The 18,481-nt window shown below is 60.4% G+C and carries 15 protein-coding genes; 10 read left to right on the top strand and 5 right to left on the bottom strand.

The features are described from left to right. Nucleotides 1–62: 62 nt before the first annotated feature. Nucleotides 63–356 (bottom strand): DUF6477 family protein, encoded by a 294-nt coding sequence (locus ARC39_RS13930; protein WP_068115432.1) that lies wholly within the window; start codon nt 354–356, stop codon nt 63–65. A gap of 206 nt (nt 357–562) precedes the next feature. Here ARC39_RS13930 and ARC39_RS13925 point away from each other — a divergent pair, with 206 nt between their 5' ends. Next, nucleotides 563–1,711 carry a DUF6456 domain-containing protein gene (locus ARC39_RS13925; protein ID WP_068115431.1) on the top strand — a complete coding sequence of 383 codons (1,149 nt, stop codon included), beginning with the start codon at nt 563–565 and terminating at the stop codon, nt 1,709–1,711. An 86-nt stretch (nt 1,712–1,797) separates the two neighbouring features. Here ARC39_RS13925 and ARC39_RS13920 read toward each other — a convergent pair whose 3' ends face one another. Both ARC39_RS13920 and ARC39_RS13915 read right to left on the bottom strand, forming a co-directional pair. Beyond that, entirely contained in the window at nt 1,798–2,931 is a 1,134-nt protein-coding gene (locus ARC39_RS13920) for a porin (RefSeq protein WP_068115430.1), read from the bottom strand. A gap of 163 nt (nt 2,932–3,094) precedes the next feature. Beyond that, nucleotides 3,095–3,391, bottom strand: a complete 297-nt coding sequence (locus ARC39_RS13915) for an antibiotic biosynthesis monooxygenase family protein (protein WP_068115429.1) — start codon at nt 3,389–3,391, stop codon at nt 3,095–3,097. A 155-nt stretch (nt 3,392–3,546) separates the two neighbouring features. Between ARC39_RS13915 and ARC39_RS13910 the strand changes: the two genes are divergently transcribed. Both ARC39_RS13910 and ARC39_RS13905 read left to right on the top strand, forming a co-directional pair. Further along, nucleotides 3,547–4,176 carry an MliC family protein gene (locus ARC39_RS13910; RefSeq protein WP_236545264.1) on the top strand — a complete coding sequence of 210 codons (630 nt, stop codon included), beginning with the start codon at nt 3,547–3,549 and terminating at the stop codon, nt 4,174–4,176. Between the two features lie 664 nt (nt 4,177–4,840). Beyond that, nucleotides 4,841–9,538: an Ig-like domain-containing protein gene (locus tag ARC39_RS13905; protein ID WP_068115428.1), complete on the top strand. Its 4,698-nt coding sequence runs from the start codon at nt 4,841–4,843 to the stop codon at nt 9,536–9,538. 59 nt (nt 9,539–9,597) lie between these two features. Here ARC39_RS13905 and ARC39_RS13900 read toward each other — a convergent pair whose 3' ends face one another. Further along, nucleotides 9,598–10,251: a GntR family transcriptional regulator gene (locus ARC39_RS13900; protein WP_068115666.1), complete on the bottom strand. Its 654-nt coding sequence runs from the start codon at nt 10,249–10,251 to the stop codon at nt 9,598–9,600. A gap of 301 nt (nt 10,252–10,552) precedes the next feature. On the opposite strand from ARC39_RS13900, the gene ARC39_RS13895 reads away from it, so the two are divergent. From ARC39_RS13895 to ARC39_RS13880, 4 genes are all read left to right on the top strand, one after another. Further along, complete coding sequence (locus ARC39_RS13895; RefSeq protein WP_068115665.1) at nt 10,553–11,620, top strand: Gfo/Idh/MocA family protein; 1,068 nt, start codon at nt 10,553–10,555, stop codon at nt 11,618–11,620. A gap of 113 nt (nt 11,621–11,733) precedes the next feature. Continuing rightward, nucleotides 11,734–12,744, top strand: coding sequence for a TRAP transporter substrate-binding protein DctP (gene dctP / locus ARC39_RS13890; protein WP_068115427.1), 1,011 nt, complete (start codon nt 11,734–11,736; stop codon nt 12,742–12,744). 32 nt (nt 12,745–12,776) lie between these two features. After that, nucleotides 12,777–13,337 carry a TRAP transporter small permease gene (locus ARC39_RS13885; protein ID WP_068115426.1) on the top strand — a complete coding sequence of 187 codons (561 nt, stop codon included), beginning with the start codon at nt 12,777–12,779 and terminating at the stop codon, nt 13,335–13,337. Beyond that, a complete protein-coding gene (locus tag ARC39_RS13880; RefSeq protein ID WP_068115424.1) occupies nt 13,334–14,629 on the top strand; it encodes a TRAP transporter large permease in 1,296 nt (431 codons plus the stop codon). The genes ARC39_RS13885 and ARC39_RS13880 overlap by 4 nt, the downstream gene beginning before the upstream one ends. A 153-nt stretch (nt 14,630–14,782) precedes the next feature. Here the strand turns inward: ARC39_RS13880 and ARC39_RS13875 are convergent, their stop codons facing one another. Further along, nucleotides 14,783–15,292, bottom strand: a complete 510-nt coding sequence (locus ARC39_RS13875) for a hypothetical protein (RefSeq protein WP_068115422.1) — start codon at nt 15,290–15,292, stop codon at nt 14,783–14,785. 214 nt (nt 15,293–15,506) lie between these two features. Between ARC39_RS13875 and ARC39_RS13870 the strand changes: the two genes are divergently transcribed. Genes ARC39_RS13870 through ARC39_RS13860 form a run of 3 tightly spaced genes read left to right on the top strand, consistent with a single transcriptional unit; the run spans nt 15,507 to nt 18,451 of the window. Next, the gene (locus tag ARC39_RS13870; protein WP_068115420.1) at nt 15,507–16,724 is read left to right on the top strand and encodes an NAD-dependent epimerase/dehydratase family protein; all 1,218 of its coding nucleotides are present in this window, start codon (nt 15,507–15,509) and stop codon (nt 16,722–16,724) included. A 6-nt stretch (nt 16,725–16,730) separates the two neighbouring features. Then, nucleotides 16,731–17,576 carry a glycosyl transferase gene (locus ARC39_RS13865; protein WP_068115419.1) on the top strand — a complete coding sequence of 282 codons (846 nt, stop codon included), beginning with the start codon at nt 16,731–16,733 and terminating at the stop codon, nt 17,574–17,576. Beyond that, nucleotides 17,573–18,451, top strand: a complete 879-nt coding sequence (locus ARC39_RS13860) for an NAD-dependent epimerase/dehydratase family protein (protein ID WP_068115417.1) — start codon at nt 17,573–17,575, stop codon at nt 18,449–18,451. The genes ARC39_RS13865 and ARC39_RS13860 overlap by 4 nt, the downstream gene beginning before the upstream one ends. Nucleotides 18,452–18,481: the final 30 nt, after the last annotated feature.

Raw genomic sequence — 18,481 nt, 5'->3', positions numbered from 1 at the left:
CCGGAGGCCGCCGGTGTTGTGTCCACGTGGCGATCTCCGGGGGCATTACCGCGCGCGCGGAATCAGGTGGGTGCCGCGACACGCAACCAGAGTTGCGCTTCCGCTATGAGTGCAATCAGGATGTCGACATGTCGCGCCGGTGAATAAGTAACTTCGCCGTCCTGGCGGCTTTGCTCGAGGTCGGCCTCAATGGCCATTAGCCGCCGAAGGACTTTGGCGTTCTCACGCGGGGGCTCGCCATTCGTAATCCGCTTCAGGTCCCGGTTGCGGTTGTATCCAGTCACGCCAAGGCGTGCGGCGCGGATCAACAGGCGCGGTCGACGCAGGGATGCGAGAGTCTGGCAGAAGTCGGTCATGGCATGTCTCCGTGAATGTGACGGAAGCGTGGCACATGTGTGGCGGTGTTGCGTTCTGTGGATATCAGCGCGCGCGCTCCTTAGAATTGATTGTGAATTTTAAACAAATCTTTCCACAGGTTCTGAAATTAACCTGTGCGTAACGAATAAGGCCCTAGGGATTGGACACGCGAACGCTGGTTAGCAGGAGACGTCAAGGGAGCTGCATGAAGCGCCAAGAACAAGAAGATCTCACGGGCGATGTGCCCGGATGGGTTCCACAGGCCGCGATGCACTACCTAAGGCATACCGAGCAGGGGGTGTCGATCCGCGAGGTCGCACGCGCCGAGGGGTGCCATGCTTCGACGATCCTTCGCAGGATAAGGCGTTTCGAACAGCGGCGGGACGACCCGCTGGTGGATGAGGTTCTCTCGAGTTTGGGCGCAGTTCATTTCAGGGCCGATTATGTGAACGGACTTGGACCTGAGGAGACTGCCCCGATGACTGCCCATTTCTCGCTTCCTTCCAACGCCCGTGCGCCTGTCTGCGATGAGGCGACAGTCGTTCGGGAGGCCCGCCGGATCCTGCGGCGCTTGTCGGAAAGCGGTGCCATGCTCGCCGTGGCTCCCGACATGGACAAGGCGGCCGTCCTCCGGGAAATGCCGGATGGAAAAACCACTCGAACGGCAGTCGTTGATCGCCAGGTTGCGCAAGCCTTCGCTCTGAAGGAATGGATCGCATGTCGGTCGTCGGGCCGCGTTGCCAGCTACTCGATCACTTCGGCCGGTCGCTCGGCGCTGAAACGGTTCCTCAGTGAGGACACCGGTGGCGGCTTCGCCGAGGCACCGACGCCATTCGGAGACCAGCACCGCGATTGGGGCCACAGGGTTGTGCTCGACGACGCCGGCGATGAGGAAGCGCGCCCGCGCCGCGTGCGGTACAATATGGCCGAAAGCCCCGTCATCCACTTGTCGCGCCGCCGAGACAAAGATGGCAAGCCGTTCCTGGAGGCCGATATGGTCGCCGCGGCCGAACGGCTTCGTGAGGACTTCGAACTGGCCCAGATGGGGCCTCGGGTAGCACAAAACTGGGAACGCTTCCTGACGGGCGGTGCCCGCGGAGGGTTCGGTTCAGGTGATCCGGTGTCGGGCCCGGAGGGCGCGCGGGATCGTGTTGCCCGTGCCCTGCATGAACTCGGGCCAGGGCTCGGCGACATGGTTCTGCGCTGCTGCTGCTTTCTCGAGGGGCTCGAAGCGACGGAACGTCGCCTGGGGTGGTCGGCGCGTTCCGGGAAGATCGTGCTGCGGATCGGTCTGGCAAGGCTCGCGCGACACTACGAAGAAACCTACGGTCCGGGGCGCGGCATGATCGGATGAGATCCGCGAGTATCGCTAGATATACGAACAGGCCAGCGGAGCGTTACCGTCCGCTGGTCTTCGTGTTCGCGAAGCAAGCCGGTCGTCTAGAATTTCCAACGAACGCCGGCAAGAACCGAGTTCGCGTCCTTGTATTCTACGTCGGACTTGTCGGCGAAGGAGTAGTCGGCATAGGCGATATAGGCTTCGAGATTCTGGTCGTCGAATTTCTGGACGGCTTGAATCCCCCACATTTCTGCATCGGCGCCGTCGGAGACGTTGTCCGTGCCGTTGGCGTAGTCAATGGAGAAGGCCGTCGCGCCAACGTTGAAGAGATCCGCAATCCACCCGCCCTTGGCATAGAAGAAGCTCCCGCCATCTGGGTTGCCGCCACCGGCAATTGAACCGTTCAGACCCGATGGGGTGTGAAGAAGGGAAACCGAAGCGCTCCAGTTCTCGGTCGTGCTGTCATCGCCTTCGATCCATAGATAACCAGCCGCGGCGGCGACTTCGACGGAATCGAAGACCTCCGCATAATAAGCGGCCACGTCGTAGTATGTGTTGTCGTCGTCTTCTTTCAGGGCTTCGTAGCCATACGAGGCTTCGAAGTTGATCCCGGTATCATCCGAGCGACCGCCGAATTTGGGTGAGTCGTAGCGAATGCGCATTCGGCGGGTACCGTCATAGTGCGCAAAAGCATCGCCTATCTTCACGCCTGATATGTCGCCGTCCGTCTGGCGGAAGAAGTATCCGCCGGCGGAATCTCCGACCGCTCGGCTGGACGCGATCGTTGTCCCGGAGAGGTCCATGGAGTCGGTCCCATCGGTAGCCTGACTGCCCTGGCCCACCCACACGGTGCCCCAGTCGGCCGACCAGATCAGTTCGAGCTTTCGCAGGTCAGTCTTCTCCCAGTTCCAGATCGGGTCGGTTTCCTGGCTGAAACTGGACGAACCGGGCGCGCCGAGCGCGGTTTCGAAATTGAACCGTAACGCGGTGTTGCCCTGCAGCCTCTGGTCAATGTTCAACCCGACGCGGGTGTTGGAATGCGAATTGTCGGCGAGGTTGCCGAAGCTCTCGGAGCCATCGTCGAAGGACTGGTAGGTTGGACTGACCTGGCCATAGAAAGTCACTGATCCACCTGCGTCATCGGAATACGTCTGGGCCTGTGCGCCTTGGCTTGCAAGGGTCAGAAGGAAAACTGTTCCGACAACGGATGTACGGTTGAAGTCGACGTGGGGCATGGCAGATATCCTCGGTCAATTGCGATTGCATCGGTGGGTCGCCTACTGCGTTCGATACCACTAGTTCACGTAATGACGACGGTTTTGCTAAACCGGGGCAAGATCCCTGCGTTTAGGCGCTGACGCCCGGTTAAAGCCACGAGCGATTACTACACAGCCGTCATCAGGCGTCCGCTAGCTCGTAGTGCGAAATTCTCCGGAAGCGAACCAGATCCCGTTCGGACGGGTCGATATGGGCCTCGGTATAGTCTTCGCCGACAAATGCTTTGAGAGATTCGAGGCTGTCCCAGACCATCACCATCGAAAACTCGGTCGGATGGTCACCATGAGGCGTACCCGGTAGGAGCTGCAGAAGCCCGGGCGTCGACTGCATCATTGGGATTGCCGTCTTGTGGAAAAACTCCGCGAACTCGGCCTCTTTGCCGGGATGGGTGGATACCTGGAATATGCGCATGATCATGGACGCTCCTTTCAAGCCATGGCCTTCTCGCGCCCGAGTATGCGGTTTCCGCCCCGCGGGTATCATAGCACGAAAAGAGTCGTGTGAACCGCACATTGGCCAACGGTTGCGAATCCGACATACTTCGCTCAGTTCGCATGATATCGGAGGATGCTTTGTCCGACTTGCCCCGGATCTGCCTGTTTGGCTTGCTCGCCATTTCAGCGCCGCTTGCCAATGCCCAACCCGCATTCGACTGCGGAAAGGCCGAACACGGCGCGGAGGTCGCGGTGTGTGAATCTTCGGCTCTATCGGAAATGGACGTTGAGCTTGCACGGCTCTACGCGCTCGCGTTGAACGGGCCCAACATGGACGAGTCACGGATCAGCTTGCTGAAGGCTGAACAGCGCGGCTGGATCAAGGGCCGGGACGAGTGCTGGAAGTCCGATCTTGGCTTGGAGCGATGTATCGCGGTGGAATACGCATTCCGGATTGACGCGATCCGAACCGGGTACGCCAATGCAAGAAGCGAAGCTGGGGCGTCGGACGGACCGTTTCCTTACGTCTGCGACGGATTGGGCGCAGCCCTCAGCGTAAGCTTCGTTACGACGGCGGAGCCGATGGTTGTACTTCGGTGGCGGGAAAACGCAGTTGTCCTGCCTCAGGTTCCTGCGGCATCCGGCGCGAAATACGCATCTTCGGACTGGTTCGGTCAGGCTGTCGAGTTCTGGTCCAAGGGGAATGAGGCAATGTTCACGCCGCCAAACGGCGCCGGCCTCACCTGCGAAAGGGACGAAATCGGCTGACCGTTCCTATGGCGGTCGGCGCCCGCGGAGTTGTCGGGCAAGTTACTCACGCGAGAACGCAATCAGTGGCCAGGGTGTTGGTCAACGTAACATACCGGCACGCGTTCGGGCTCCGATACCCGCCCCCAACGAGTGCAATTCACGCATTGATGGGCGCATGACGTCTGGCTCCAGTCGGATTGGTTGCGAGAAGGCATGTGTCGACCAAGCGCGTGGTCGATGTATCCAGGTGCTCGGCCGCTATACGCTCATGCGTGCCTCCCGGAGGCGAGAGTTGGTGCTCGAACGGCCCCAACGCGACGTTGCCGACACCGTGCGCCGTTGCCGTTTCGGCCAGTTCTGACATTCGTCATTGGTCTTACTGCTTCGGTCCCAAACTCCGGCCCAAAACACCATGGCCTTCCGGATCGTACCGGCACGGCCATGGCTTAATGACCGCCGGTTCATGGCTCGGACTGGTCGTCGGCCATCCTTGTTCCGGCGCGGGGTGCATCCCGCCAGAGGGGGCCCGAGCCCGATTGCCCCATCCCCGGAAATGGACAGTTTCTTAAGGAAAAGGTTGTGTTTCGGCTGGCTTCGCCGTTAGCCTCGCTGCAATTTGACAGAAACGTTTTGAGGTGGCTGAGGGGAGCCTGCGGGCAGCAGGTGTTTTTGGGGGGTAATAGTGGCTGATTTCTCGCTTGATGAGTTCAACACAGAGAGTGTCATATCAACAGGGCTGATCGCGCCAATCGCGCTGGAGTTCCTTTCCGACGGTCGGATGCTGGTCGTGGAAAAGGAAGGCAAGGTCCTCATCGCTGACCCCGAGACGGGGCAGTTCGAGACCTATCTCGATATCAGTTCCGTTGTGAATTCGGGGCAGGAGCGCGGTCTGCTGGAGATCGCCGTGCCGCCGGATTTCGATCCGACCGGCGAAACCGGCGATAATCACATCTACCTCTTTTACTCGCGCTCTGCCGACACCAATCATGCGGTCATTGGGCGCTTCGAGCACCAGGAGAATGCCGGCGGGCTGACCAGTCGGGCAGACACCGGAAGCGAAGAACTGGTGTGGATTGATACCGACGATATCTCGAGCCCCGCGCATTATGGTGCCGGGCTTGATTTCGGTCCGGACGAGAAACTCTGGCTGACCACGTCGGACAAGTTTAACACGACGAACGACGGGGAAGGGGGCGCCGGAAGCGACGATGTTTCGGTCGACCTGGAAAGCACGAGCGGCAAGATCATCCGCGTTAACCGCGATGGCACGATCCCCGACGGCACCGATGGCTGGCCCGCCAACCCCTATGTCGACGGGGTTATCGACGGGCCGTATCCGAGTGCCGGCGTGACCCCCGATCCGTCGATCTGGGCCTATGGTTTGCGCAATGCGTTCCGGGCTGACTGGGACCTAGAGAACGAGTTGCTCTACATTGGCGAGGTTGGCGGAAACCGGGGCATCTCGCGCGACGATGTCCACGTTGCGTCGCTCGACCAGGCAGGCGCTTTCTATGGCTGGAATTTCTGGGAAGGTGTCGACAGCGTAAAATCTTACAACAGCAACGCGGTTTTCGACCCGGATGATTTTCCGCAGCCGGATCAGGATCTCGCCGACCCGGCGAACGGCGATTACTTCTCCGCGCCGATCTATGACATCGGGCATAGCTCCCTGACCGGTGGTTTCGTCTACCGTGGGGACATGTTCCCGAACGCGTTCGATGGCGTCTACTTTTTCGGGAACTACGAGGAAAACTACATCCGGTTCCTCGAACTCGACGAGACCGGCCGTGAAGTCGAGGCGGTGCACGAGTTTTCGAGCGAGATCTCTGCCGATGCGGCGTTCATCGTTTTCCTGGGCGAGGGGCCGGACGGCGCGCTCTATTACATCAACTACTCGGCAACCGGCGGTCAGGTGCAGCGGATCGTCTATCAGGGCGATTTCGCACCCTCCATCGACACCGCCGAAGTGACAGACGCCCAGGGCGACCCAACGGACGGGTTCGGCCCGTCTGCGCCGCTCGACGTGACTTTTTCTGCGACGATCACTGACGCCGACACGCCACTGTCGAATGTCACCTATTCGCTGAACTTCGGCGATGGAACGGCGCCGATCACCAATGCGTCCGTCGACCCGTCAACGGGGGAGATCTCCGTTGACCACACCTATGCTGCAGCCGGGGATTACTCGGCGCAACTGTCCGTGAGCGATGGCGACAACACGGTTTTCGCAACGCCGTTCAACATCACGGTGGGAGATCCAAACGACGCTCCGGAAATATTGTCGGCCGTGCCCGACATTGCATTCGGAGAGCCGTCACTGGTTGTCACCTTTACTGCGACGGTTGATGATCCGGATGTCGACGATCCGCCGCAGAGCCTGACCTATTCGTGGGATTTCGGCGATGGTTCCGTTGCGCTGGAGGGAAGCCCGAATGCCGATGGCGAGATCGTCGTTCAGCATACCTACACCGATGTGGGGCTGTTCAACGCGGTTCTGACGATCTCGGACGGCGAGGCGCCTGATGTCCTATCCGACAGTATTCCGATCCGCGTCGGGGAGGTGAGCGGGTTGCCGGTGACGGATGGCCTTGTCATGCAGGTGGAATCCTTCATCAAAATCGGTCTTGGGGAGGACGGCACGACCGTTACGGAATGGCTCGACCAATCCGGGAACGGCAATAACCTGACTGCACAGGGTGACCCGCAACTCGTGGAGAACGCGACGCCAACCGGGCAGCCGGCCATCGTGTTCGACGGGGTCGGAGATGCGATCGGGCGCAGCGACTCTCTCACCAGTTTCGCACTCGGCAACGATCCGCGAACCATGTTCTTCGTCGTCGATTATGAAACGGTGACTAACGACGAAGCCGCCGGCCTCGTCTACGGCAACGATAGCGACAACCAGGCATTCGGTCTGACGCTCGACGGGAACGAGAACGACTTCAACATCCACGGCTGGAACAGCGACCTCGCGACAGATGTGGATGGGGTGGACGACCCGGCGACGGGCGAGGAGCGGGGCTTTGTTTCGCACGCCGTGGTGTTCGACGGGTCAATCTACCGGCACTATGTGAACGGCGAGCAGATCGACTCCGGCGCAGCGTCTTTCAACACCGTCATGGAGCGACTTGTCATCGGTCAGAACCTGGACGGCGGCGAGACACCGATGAAGGTGGCTGCGGCACTCGTCTTCAACCGAGCCTTGTCGACGAGCGAATTCGACGCGATCGAAGAATATCTCCAGACGACTTATATCGGCGAAACGGTGGTCGAGCCGCCAAGCGACTATGTCGAGCAGATCGGCACCCCGGCGGCGGACACGCTTACCGGCGCGGACGGTCAGCGAGATGGGCTTTATGGTCGTGCAAACAATGACGTGCTCAAGGGTCTTGGCGACGATGACCTGCTGGACGGCGAGGAGGGCGATGACCGGCTCGAAGGTGGCGCCGGCAACGACATCCTCCGGGACGGCACGGGCGACGACAAAGTGTTCGGCGGCGCAGGCGAGGATTTCTTCCTCGTTCAGGGGGGCGGGCTGGACCGGTTCACTGGCGGTGCCGGCGCGGACATCCTCAAGCTGACCGAAGCACTGCTGGAAAATGGCACAACGGACGCGGTCAAGTTCGTCGACTACCAGAGCGGCGACGCAATCGATCTTGGCGGAGCGTCCGTCAACTCGGTCAACGAGCTGAACAACCGGGTCAAGATTTTTGTCGGGCCCGACAACGATCTGGTGGAGGTCATCGGCACCGGAAGCTACTCCGGCATCCTCTTCGGCTCCTACGACGACCCGACCGGGGGCGGCAGCGATAATACACCGCCCGTTGCCGTGCCGGATCTGCCGGTTGGCGACGAGGATACGACGATCACCGGGCAGGTGACTGCCACGGACGCTGACGGCGACGGGGTCACACTCAGCAAGGAGTCCGACCCCTCGAACGGCAGCGTCACAGTGGAGGGCGACGGCAGCTACAGCTATGTGCCGAACCTGAACTTCAATGGCTCCGACAGTTTCGATGTGAGGGCAAGTGACGGCAAGGGCGGGGTGGATGTCGTGACGGTCAACGTCACTGTCGTGCCGGTCAACGACGCACCTGTCGCTGCCGACGACAGCGGGACGGGGCCGCAGGATACGACCCTCACCGGTGACTTGCAGGCGACGGATGTTGACGGCGATCCTCTGACGTATTCGCTCGATGTCGGGGCGACAAGCGGCACGGCGAACGTCGCGTCCGACGGGAGTTGGAGCTACGAACCCACCGCCGGGTTCTTCGGCACCGACAGCTTTACCTTCACAGTGGTCGACGGGAATGACGGGTTGGACATAGGCACCGTCTTGGTCACGATCCTCGAAGCCAACACACCACCGGTCGCCGTGCCGGATACACCGGTCGGCGACGAGGATACGAAGATCACGGGGCAGGTCACGGCCACCGATGACGACGACGATCCGGTGACGCTGACCAAGGCGTCCGACCCGTCGAACGGCACCGTTGTTGTGGCGAGTGATGGCAGCTACAGCTACATGCCGAACCTGAACTTCAACGGTTCCGACAGCTTTGACGTATTGGCCAGCGATGGGAAAGGCGGCGAGGACACCGTGACCGTCAACGTGACCGTGCAACCGGTCAACGATGCGCCCGTTGCTTCGGACGATAGCGGGGCGGGACCACAGGATACCACGCTGACCGGTCAGGTGAGCGCTTCCGATGTGGACGGCGACGCACTCACGTACAACCTCGATACCGGTGCCTCCAGCGGCACTGCGAGTGTCGGACCCGATGGCAGTTGGAGCTACGAGCCAAATGCGGGCTTCGTCGGCACCGACAGCTTCACCTACGTGGTCGATGACAGCAACGGCGGCGTGGATACCGGCACCGTCTCGATCACGATCACCAACGAGCCAGACACAGATCTCATTGAACTGACTGGCACGCCGGGCAACGATGTCATCGCCGCTCCGGACGGCCAAGACTATGCGATTTCGGGTCTCGCGGGCGATGACAAGCTCTATGGCGGAAACGGCAATGACCTGCTGATCGATGGCGATGGCGACGACAAGATGTTCGGCGGCGGCGGCAATGACGTTTTCGTCTTCACTGGAAGCGGCGACAACGACAGGGCGACAGGTGGGAGCGGCGAAGATACGTTCCGTCTCAGTTCGGACCTTCTCACCAACGGGGTTTTCGACCGTGTGAACGTCATCGATTATGTCGCGGGGCAGGATGTCATCGATCTCAATGGTGCCACGTACACCAGTGTGCAGGAATTGAGCAACCGCGTGATCCTGACGGTTGGACCCGATGGCGAGAGGCTCGACATCAAGGGCGTCACCATGCTCGAGCAGATAACGTTCGTGGATGACCTGACAGGGATCTAGTGGGTCAAAGTGCCTGAGCGGCCGCCCGGTTTCGCTCGGCGGGATCGTCGCAGCCGGCTCTACATCGCTTCCAACGCGTGTTCGAGGCCACTGGTGATGTGGGTTTCGAGGATCCGACGCGTAAGCACTGCATCGCGCGCAAGTGCAGCCTCCAACATCGCTTGATGCTCGTCGGCGGCGATCTGGCCACGATATGTGAGAAGAAGGTTCTGGTAACGCAGGTATTTGTCGTAGAGCAAGGAATGGAGGCTCAGGAGATTCCTCGAGTTGCAGGCCTGGATCAGCGCGAGATGGAATTCCCAATCGTATCGCTTCCAGGTTTCCACATCGGACCGATCGCCCTGCATCATGCGTTGCTCCATCCGGTGCAACTTGTGGTGCGCAGCAACGAGGTTGCCCTCCCAGTCCGTGTCGCCGGCGGCGACAGAAAGTTCGAGGGCATGGCATTCCAGGAGGATCCTCAAATTGGAGATCTCGATGAGATCCTCCTTGGACACGGGGGTTACGAAAAATCCGCGCTGCTCAGGAGCATCTACGAAGCCCTCGCTCGACAGGCGGTTAAGTGTTTCGCGAAGCGTCGAGAGACTGGCCGAGTACCTTTGCCGCAGTGGCTCCAGTTTCAGCTTCTGACCAGGCGTCAGTTTGCCGAAGATAATGTCGCGCTTGATCCGTTGGTAAGTGTTCGATCCGACGGTTTTCTGCTGACTGGTCATGGCAATTCTTTGTCGGATGTTTTTGGTTATGTCGACCATATAGCTATCGCGACATCATTCCTCAACAATGACTGTTCTACCGACAAAAGCAAAAATATATGATGTTTGTGCGGAATGCGTCTGAGGTGCGTTGGACCGCATCGGGGCAACGAACGTCGCCGGAACGTGGCGTTGGAGGGCAAGGGAGATTAGTTTTCATGGGAACGAAGACAGAGCGGCGGATCCGGATTGGCCAATGCTCGGGCAATCCAGTGGGTTTGTGTCGGTGGTTGCGCGCAACAGGTGTGCCGCGGGTGGCGGGATGGTAGACGGGCGCGATGTGCGTCTCGCGATTGCCGGTGTCGGACTTGTCGGTAAGCGCCACGCGGATGCGATGTTCAAGACGGACGGTGTTCGCCTTGTTGGCGTCGCCGATCCCAGTGACGAAGGGCGCCAATACGCACAAGTCCAAGATACTCGTCACTACGAAACGCTTGCCGAATTGCTTGAAGGCGAACTTCCAGACGGCGTGATCCTCGCGACGCCAACGCCTCTGCACGTCGAACAAGCGCTGGCATGTGTCGAAGCCGGCGTACCAGCGCTGATCGAAAAGCCGCTGGCGGATTCCGCCGACGCGGGCGACGCCCTGGTTCGACGCGCCGCGGAAAGGAGAATCCCTCTCCTTGTTGGCCATCACCGTCGATACAATCCGCTTATCCAGAGGGCGCGGGCAGTCATTGAAAGCGGAGAGATCGGCGAGGTGCGGGCAGTTCAGGCGAGTTGCTGGTTTTACAAGCCGGACGGGTACTTCGACGTCGCTCCATGGCGAAAGCGGCGGGGCGCAGGCCCAATATCGGTGAACCTTGTACATGACATCGACCTGATGCGGCACCTGTGCGGGGAGATACTTTCGGTTCAGGCACAGGCATCGCCTTCGCTTCGCGGCTACGAAAACGAGGATGTCGCGGCGGCGTTGTTCCGGTTCGAAGGGGGAGCAATCGGCACGATTTCCGTATCCGATAGCGTCGTTGCGCCTTGGAGTTGGGAAATGACATCGCAAGAAAACCCGATCTACCCGGCCACATCCGAGAGTTGCTATCTGATTGGCGGTTCACAGGGATCCTTGTCCTTACCTGACCTGCGGATGTGGACACACCGGGGGGCGCGCGACTGGTGGCAACCGATTAGCGCAACCTCGCTTCTTAGGAATGCATCCGATCCACTCATCAACCAGATCGCCCACTTTGCAGAGGTGATTCGCGGAAGGGCGAAACCACTGGTGAGCGGTCTGGAAGGACTCCGTACGCTCCGTGTCGTCGAGGCGATACAGCGCTCGGCCGAGACCGGACGGTGGACGGACGTGGGGACATCGCAATCGAGGGAAGATTGATGATCGCCGTAAAAATATCAGACATTTTGATAGTTGTATTGAATTCTGGGAATGGCTCGATACAACTTGACGAAGGCGGTACCACCCGGTGCCGTCCAACAGGGAGGTTACACATGCTCATCAAATTCACGCGGCGCGCTGCCGTGACAGCTCTCGTTGCAGCCGGTGTTTTGACCGGTTCAGTGGGAGGGGCTCTCGCGCAAGACAAGATCAAGCTTCGCCTTGCAACGGCCGGTTCGGAGACCGACCAGCGTTCGGTCGCGATGGCAGAGGTTTTCGCGCCGATGGTTGCCGATTTCGCCGACTATGAGCCCGGCTACAACGGCACGCTCTTCGCTCAGGGTACCGAACTGGAAGCCATTTCTCGGGGCAACCTCGAGATGTCGATTGCTTCGGCGCAGGAACTTGCGCAGTTCTTCCCCGAATTCTCGATCTTTGCCACAGGCTACGTGCATCAGGACGCCGCGCACCAGGTTGCCGTGTTCGGTGATCCGCTGATGGAACCGTTCAAGAAGACGGTCGAGGATGAGCTTGGCGTGAAGCTCCTGTCGGTCATGTATCTTGGCCGGCGCCACGTGAACCTGCGCCAGAGCAAGGACGAACTGACGGTTATGACGCCCGCGGACCTGGCCGGCGTGAACCTTCGGATGCCCGGCACGGATGCGTGGCAGTTCCTTGGTAAGGCCCTCGGCGCTGCGCCGACCCCGATGTCCTTCGCAGAAGTGTACACGGCGCTCTCTACCGGCGCGGTGGACGGGCAGGACAACCCGCTCCCGACGGTTGTGGATGCCAAGTTCTACGAAGTCACAAATCAGATCATCCTGACCTCGCACCTCGTCGACCTCAACTACATTGCCTTCTCCAAGCAGGTTTGGGACGGGTTGACACCGGAACAGCAAGCCAAGGTGCAGGAAGCCGCCGATGCGGCCGCCGAATCTGGTCGCCAAAAACAGCTTCAACTCGAAGACGAACTCGTGGCGTTCCTGAAAGAGCAGGGGCTGGAAATATACGAGCCGGATCTTGCCGCGTTCCGCGAGCACGTGCAGAATCAATATGTCGGCAGCGAATTTGCTGCTTCCTGGCCCGAGGGTGTCCTCGAGAAGATCAACGCTCTGGGCAATTGATCTGAATACTGTGGCGCCGCGGGGGAATCTGGATGAAAGCGATCTCGAATTGGTTCACCCGCGGCGCCGAAGTTGTCGTTGCCGCAATGCTGGCAGCGATGTTTGCGACCTTCCTCGCACAGATCTTCTCGCGCTACGTGCTCCAAGCACCATTCGGATGGACGCTTGAACTCTGTCTCATCCTCTGGGTCTGGATCGTTTTCCTTGGGAATGCCTTCGTTGTGCGTGACGTCGATCACGTCACGTTCGACATTGCCTATCTGGCGGTTCCCTCGGGCGTGCGCCGTGTACTTGCGCTGATTTCGGCGGCATCGATCGTGGTCGGAATGCTCTATGCCTTCCTTCCGACCTGGGACTACATCGACTGGATGAAGATGCGGAAGACGACGACGGTGAAGAACCCCTTCACCGGCACCAAGATCCCGATGCGCACGATCTTCTCTGTCTACGCGGTGTTCATGGTCGCCGTCACGGTTCGGTATGCATGGCGTTTCGTGGACGTTCTGCGCAACGGTCCGCATGACGAAGAGCACGCCTATCCAATCCATGTGACCGAAGAGCAGGAATACCACGGCGGAGACGACAAGGAATGAGCTTCGAGTTTGCGTCCTGCCTTGTGACACTGTTCCTGCTTGCCGGGATCGGAACGCCGATTGGCTACTCGATCATCCTTGCCTCGGTGGTCTACCTCGGGCTCGGTGGTCTCGACGTGGCACTTGCCGGAGAAAAGATCCTGCAGGGCCTCTACAAGAGTTTTGTTTTGCTTGCGGTGCCACTCTTCATCGTGGCCGCAAACATAATGAACGCCGGAACCATTTCCGAACGGCTGCTCAATTTCTGTGTTGCCGCAGTCGGGCGGTTTCGCGGTGGCCTGGGACAAGTGAACGTCGTTGCCTCGCTGATCTTTTCCGGCATGTCCGGCTCCGCGGTGGCCGACGCCGCCGGTATCGGCAAGATCATCATCGAGATGATGACCAAGGACGGGCGCTACAGCCGCGGCTACGCCGCCGCGATCACCGCCGCCTCGGCCACGATCGGTCCGATCATCCCGCCATCCATCCCGATGGTGCTCTATGCGCTGGTGTCCAACAGCTCCATCGGCGCGCTGTTCCTGGCCGGTATCCTGCCCGGCTTGGTGATGGGCATGGTGTTGATGGCGATGAACTACTACCTGTCCTCCAAGCGCGGATATGCGCTTGAAGAACCGGTGCCGCTGCGGGAATTGCCCCGGCACACGGCCAATGCGTTTCCGGCACTCTTGATGCCGGTGATCCTGCTCTATGGCATCTACGGTGGCGTGACGACGCCGACCGAGGCCGCCGCGGTCGCTGCGTTCTACGCGCTCCTTCTGGCCAGTCTCTTCTATCGCGCGCTCTCGCTCCACGGGCTGTACCGCATCTTTGTCGAAAGTGCCCGCTCCTCGGCCGCGGTCGGCGTAGTCATCGGCGGCGCGCTGATCCTGAACTTCATCGTGGTCTCCGAGAACATCCCGGGCATGATGTCCGAGGCGATGGTCGGGCTTGATGTACACCCGATCTACTTCCTGCTTGCCGTGAATGTACTGGTCCTGCTGCTGGGATGCGTACTGGATGCGACGACCATCATTCTCGTCATCGTCCCGCTCTTCATCCCTACCTGCCGCGACCTCGGCATCGACCTTGTGCATTTCGGCGTGCTGGTGGTCGTCAATTCGATGATCGGCCTGATCACGCCGCCCTATGGCATTCTGCTCTTCGTGATCAACGCGGTCACCGGCATACCGCTGGGCGAGATCATCCGCGAGGTCTGGTCGTTCCTGCTCGTTCTCATCATGGCATTGCTGCTGATGCTTTTTGCGCCGGATCTCGTTCTTTGGCTGCCGCGTATGTTCGGGTATCAGGGATAGCATCACGGCGTGCTGCGTCGCGGTGACAGTGCTCGGCAGTGTCCTGTCTGCCAAGTCGTGTCCCGTTGCATGTCCGGCATTCGCTGCGGTGCTTGTGATCGTCTGGTTGATGGTCACGAAGCCCGCCTTGCCGGTTTGACCGGACGCGGCCTCTCAGTTCGGAGGCGGGGCGGCTACCGTGCTGCCCGGGGTTGGCGGAGTTGGCAGGGCGCAGCCTGCAAAGTCCGCCATGTTTCGAGCCGCCTGATCGGTCGCGGTGCGGATCGCCTGCTCAATCAGCGCGTCCGGATCGGCAAGTGCCGTGCCAATGCGTTGCCGCGCGGTTTCAACCTTGGTCTGAACCCCATCGATCCGTGCATCGAAGGCGGCGATCTTGGCCTCAAGCGCGGCTGCGCTTTCAGATGTCAGATTGCCGGTCTGTGAGGTGATTGTTGCGAGGTCTTCGCGCAGGGCGGTGACTTCCGAGGTCAGCGCATTCACGTCGTTCCTGAGAGGTTCGACGATCTCGATGTTGGAGACCAGCGTTTCGGCGATGCCGTCGACAGTTCTTGCGGTGCGCCACGCAAAAAACAGGCACACGGCGACCAGGATCAGCGTGGCATTGAGCAACGCCAGCCCAAGATCGACAAGAACGCGGCGCAGGCGGGAGTCCGTATTCGTCATTCGTTGATCCTTCCTGCGATGGTACGGTGCATCCTAGCGTCCCGATTTCCGAAACGGGAGGCGAACAAAGGGCGAATGCGGCACCATTCCGCCGCGCGGCATTCCAACCGAATCTGTCGCATTTGTTTCATTCGACATCCCTGCCATGCAGGTTTAAGCGAGCGCGCTAACGGCGGGACATACAAAACGGCACGCGGCCGGAGAGGAGATTACGATGCGTATTGCGGTACTTGGAGGTGACGGATTCTGCGGCTGGCCGACATCGTTGCACCTGTCCAACCTTGGCCACGAGGTTCACATCGTCGACAATCTTTCGCGCCGCTGGATCGATACCGAGCTGGGGGTGCAATCTCTGACCCCGATGGATTCCATCCAGGAGCGCTGCCGGATCTGGAAACAGGTATCCGGCAACGAGATCGAGTTCCACCTTCTCGATCTGGCGAAGGAATACCAGCGCTTGCGCCTGTGGCTGGAAGAGATGAAACCCGATGCGATCATCCATTTCGCCGAACAACGCGCCGCGCCGTATTCGATGAAGTCCGACCGTCACAAGGTCTATACAGTCGACAACAACGTAAGCGCGACCCACAACCTGCTGACCGCGATGGTGGAAACCGAGATCGACGCGCATCTCGTCCACCTGGGCACCATGGGCGTTTACGGCTATTCCACCATCGGCGCGCCGATCCCCGAGGGGTATCTGGACGTCTCAATCGACACGCCGAAGGGTGCAAAGGGGATGGAGATCCTCTATCCGACCAAACCCGGCTCGGTCTATCACATGACCAAGTCGCTCGATCAGATCCTGTTCCAGTTCTATGCACAGAATGACGGGCTAAGGATCACCGATCTTCACCAGGGTATCGTTTGGGGCACGAACACCGACCAGACGAGCCGGCACGAGCAACTCATCAACCGGTTCGACTATGATGGTGACTACGGCACCGTGCTGAACCGCTTCCTGATCCAGGCGGCGATCAAATATCCGCTGACCGTGCACGGCACGGGCGGACAGACCCGCGCTTTCATCCATATCCAGGACACGGTGCGCTGCATCGAACTGGCCCTGGGGGATGCGCCGGAGGCCGGCGACCGGGTTAAAATCTTCAACCAGATGACCGAAACCCACCGGGTGCGCGACCTTGCTGAGATGGTTGCAAAGATGGCCGGCGCGGAGATCGCCTTCCTGCCGAACCCCCGCAAGGAGGCCGCCGAGAACGAATTGGTGGTGAAGAACGACAACTTCCTCGCGCTCGGCCTCGATCCAATCAAGCTGGAAACCGGCCTTCTGGACGAGATCGTGCATATTGCCGAGAAATATGCCCACCGGGTCGACCGCAAGCATGTGCCCTGTGTTTCCGCCTGGACCAAGGATATTGCCAAGCGGGTCGTTCACGATCCCGAGGCCGTGCATCTGAAATCCGTCTCCTGATCGGCCATGACCCACGGATTGCAGGCGAACCGGCCCGCGAAGAGCCAGCACGCCTTCGTGACTCTCGTCACAAACGCGGACTACGCGCTCGGAGCAAAGGCGCTGCTGCGCTCGATCCGGCATACCGGCACCGATGCCGATTGCGTGGTGCTGCACACCGGCGGTGTTCCGCGGGCGGAACTGGAACCTCTACTCGCGCCATTCGACGCCCGGCTGGTGCGCGTGGATCTGTTGCCCACCTCGGACGCGTTCAACGAGGCACACGCCCGGGACCGTATCCATGGGATCGCACCCTTCACCAAGGGCGAAAAACCGACGTTTCACACGCCGCTCGACAATTTCACCAAGCTGCGGTTGTGGCAGCTCACCGAGTACGAGTCGGTCGTTTTCATCGATGCCGATGCGCTGATGCTCAAGAATTGCGAGCGGCTCTTCGAGTATCCGGAGTTTTCCTCCGCGCCGAATGTCTACGAGAGCCTCGCGGATTTTCATCGTCTGAACTCAGGTGTCTTTACCGCGCGCCCGAATGTGATGACCTTTGAATCCATGCTGGTCGAACTCGACACGCCCGGCGCTTTCTGGCGCCGGACGGACCAGACCTTCCTGCAGCATTACTTTCCCGATTGGCATGGCCTGCCCGTTTTCGACAATATGCTGCAGTACGTATGGTTCAACATGCCGGAGCTGTGGAACTGGCCGTCGATCCACATCCTGCACTACCAGTATGAAAAACCCTGGCAAGACTCGCATCCGAAAGCCGAGCAACTCGCGCCGCTGATTGCGCTGTGGGAAGCCTTTGCAGGTGACGGACCCATACCGGATATCTCGTCACTGCCGGGACCTCAGCCGTGAGACTTGCCGTCACCGGTGGCACGGGGCTCGTGGGCCGGTTTGTCGTCGAGGAGGCACTGACGGCCGGGGATCGGGTGACCGTATTCGGCCGCCGCGCGCCTGCGTCCGGCTTCTTTCGTCGTCCGGTTGCGTTTCGCCCGTACGACCTCTCCGCCGACGCGCCGGATCTTTCGGAGGTGGATGCGCTCGTTCATATGGCCTTTCTCCACGAGCCGGGGCGGTACCGTGGCGGCGAAGGGAACGATGCCGACGGGTTCATTCGGGCAAATCTGGACGGATCTTTACGGCTATTCGAGGCGGCGCGGGTTGCAGGGGTGAAGCGCGTCCTGTTCCTGTCGTCGCGTGCCGTCTACGGCGCCTATCCGCCTGGCACATTGCTGCGGGAGGAGATAGAGCCACGTCCGGACACGCTCTATGGCGACGTGAAACTGAAGGCCGAGCGGGCGCTTGCCGCGATGGCCGGTCCGGGCTTCGACACCGCCAGCTTACGCGCGACGGGCGTTTACGGCCCGGCGGGATCGGGGCAGGCGCACAAGTGGCAAGGGCTGTTCGCGGATTTCCAGTCCGGTGCAGCGGTTGCGCCGAGGGTGGCAACCGAAGTGCATGGTGCGGATCTTGCGGCGGCCGTGCGTTTGTTGCTCACAGCTACGCCCGGCGTGCTGACGCACGGGATATTCAACGTGTCCGATCTGATCCTTGACCGACACGATCTTTTGTCCGAGGTCGCCCGCCATACCGGAACCGGCAATGCACTGCCGCCGCGCGGGGATCCGCTCGGTGTCAGCGCGATGGACACCCGCCGCCTCGAAACGCTCGGATGGCGTCCCGGTGGCATGGCGCTGTTGCGAGCGAGTGTTCCGGCCTTGCTCGGCTGACGCGCTCGCCCGTAACGCCAGTCGGCGGAG

This window comes from Tropicimonas marinistellae, from assembly GCF_001509585.1.
GTDB classification, from domain to species: Bacteria; Pseudomonadota; Alphaproteobacteria; order Rhodobacterales; family Rhodobacteraceae; genus Tropicimonas; species Tropicimonas marinistellae.
The sequence above is the reverse complement of the archived record's forward strand: the minus strand, read 5'-3'. Positions and strand labels throughout refer to the sequence as shown.

Bases quoted from the DNA above. Each gene is read 5' to 3' on its own strand.
- ARC39_RS13870 (WP_068115420.1), top strand. From the start codon at position 15,507: ATGCGTATTGCGGTACTTGGAGGTGACGGATTCTGCGGCTGGCCGACA.
- dctP (WP_068115427.1), top strand. From the start codon at position 11,734: ATGCTCATCAAATTCACGCGGCGCGCTGCCGTGACAGCTCTCGTTGCA.
- ARC39_RS13885 (WP_068115426.1), top strand. From the start codon at position 12,777: ATGAAAGCGATCTCGAATTGGTTCACCCGCGGCGCCGAAGTTGTCGTT.
- ARC39_RS13920 (WP_068115430.1), bottom strand. From the start codon at position 2,931: ATGCCCCACGTCGACTTCAACCGTACATCCGTTGTCGGAACAGTTTTC.
- ARC39_RS13925 (WP_068115431.1), top strand. From the start codon at position 563: ATGAAGCGCCAAGAACAAGAAGATCTCACGGGCGATGTGCCCGGATGG.
- ARC39_RS13930 (WP_068115432.1), bottom strand. From the start codon at position 356: ATGACCGACTTCTGCCAGACTCTCGCATCCCTGCGTCGACCGCGCCTG.
- ARC39_RS13875 (WP_068115422.1), bottom strand. From the start codon at position 15,292: ATGACGAATACGGACTCCCGCCTGCGCCGCGTTCTTGTCGATCTTGGG.
- ARC39_RS13880 (WP_068115424.1), top strand. From the start codon at position 13,334: ATGAGCTTCGAGTTTGCGTCCTGCCTTGTGACACTGTTCCTGCTTGCC.
- ARC39_RS13865 (WP_068115419.1), top strand. From the start codon at position 16,731: ATGACCCACGGATTGCAGGCGAACCGGCCCGCGAAGAGCCAGCACGCC.
- ARC39_RS13900 (WP_068115666.1), bottom strand. From the start codon at position 10,251: ATGACCAGTCAGCAGAAAACCGTCGGATCGAACACTTACCAACGGATC.
- ARC39_RS13915 (WP_068115429.1), bottom strand. From the start codon at position 3,391: ATGATCATGCGCATATTCCAGGTATCCACCCATCCCGGCAAAGAGGCC.
- ARC39_RS13895 (WP_068115665.1), top strand. From the start codon at position 10,553: ATGGTAGACGGGCGCGATGTGCGTCTCGCGATTGCCGGTGTCGGACTT.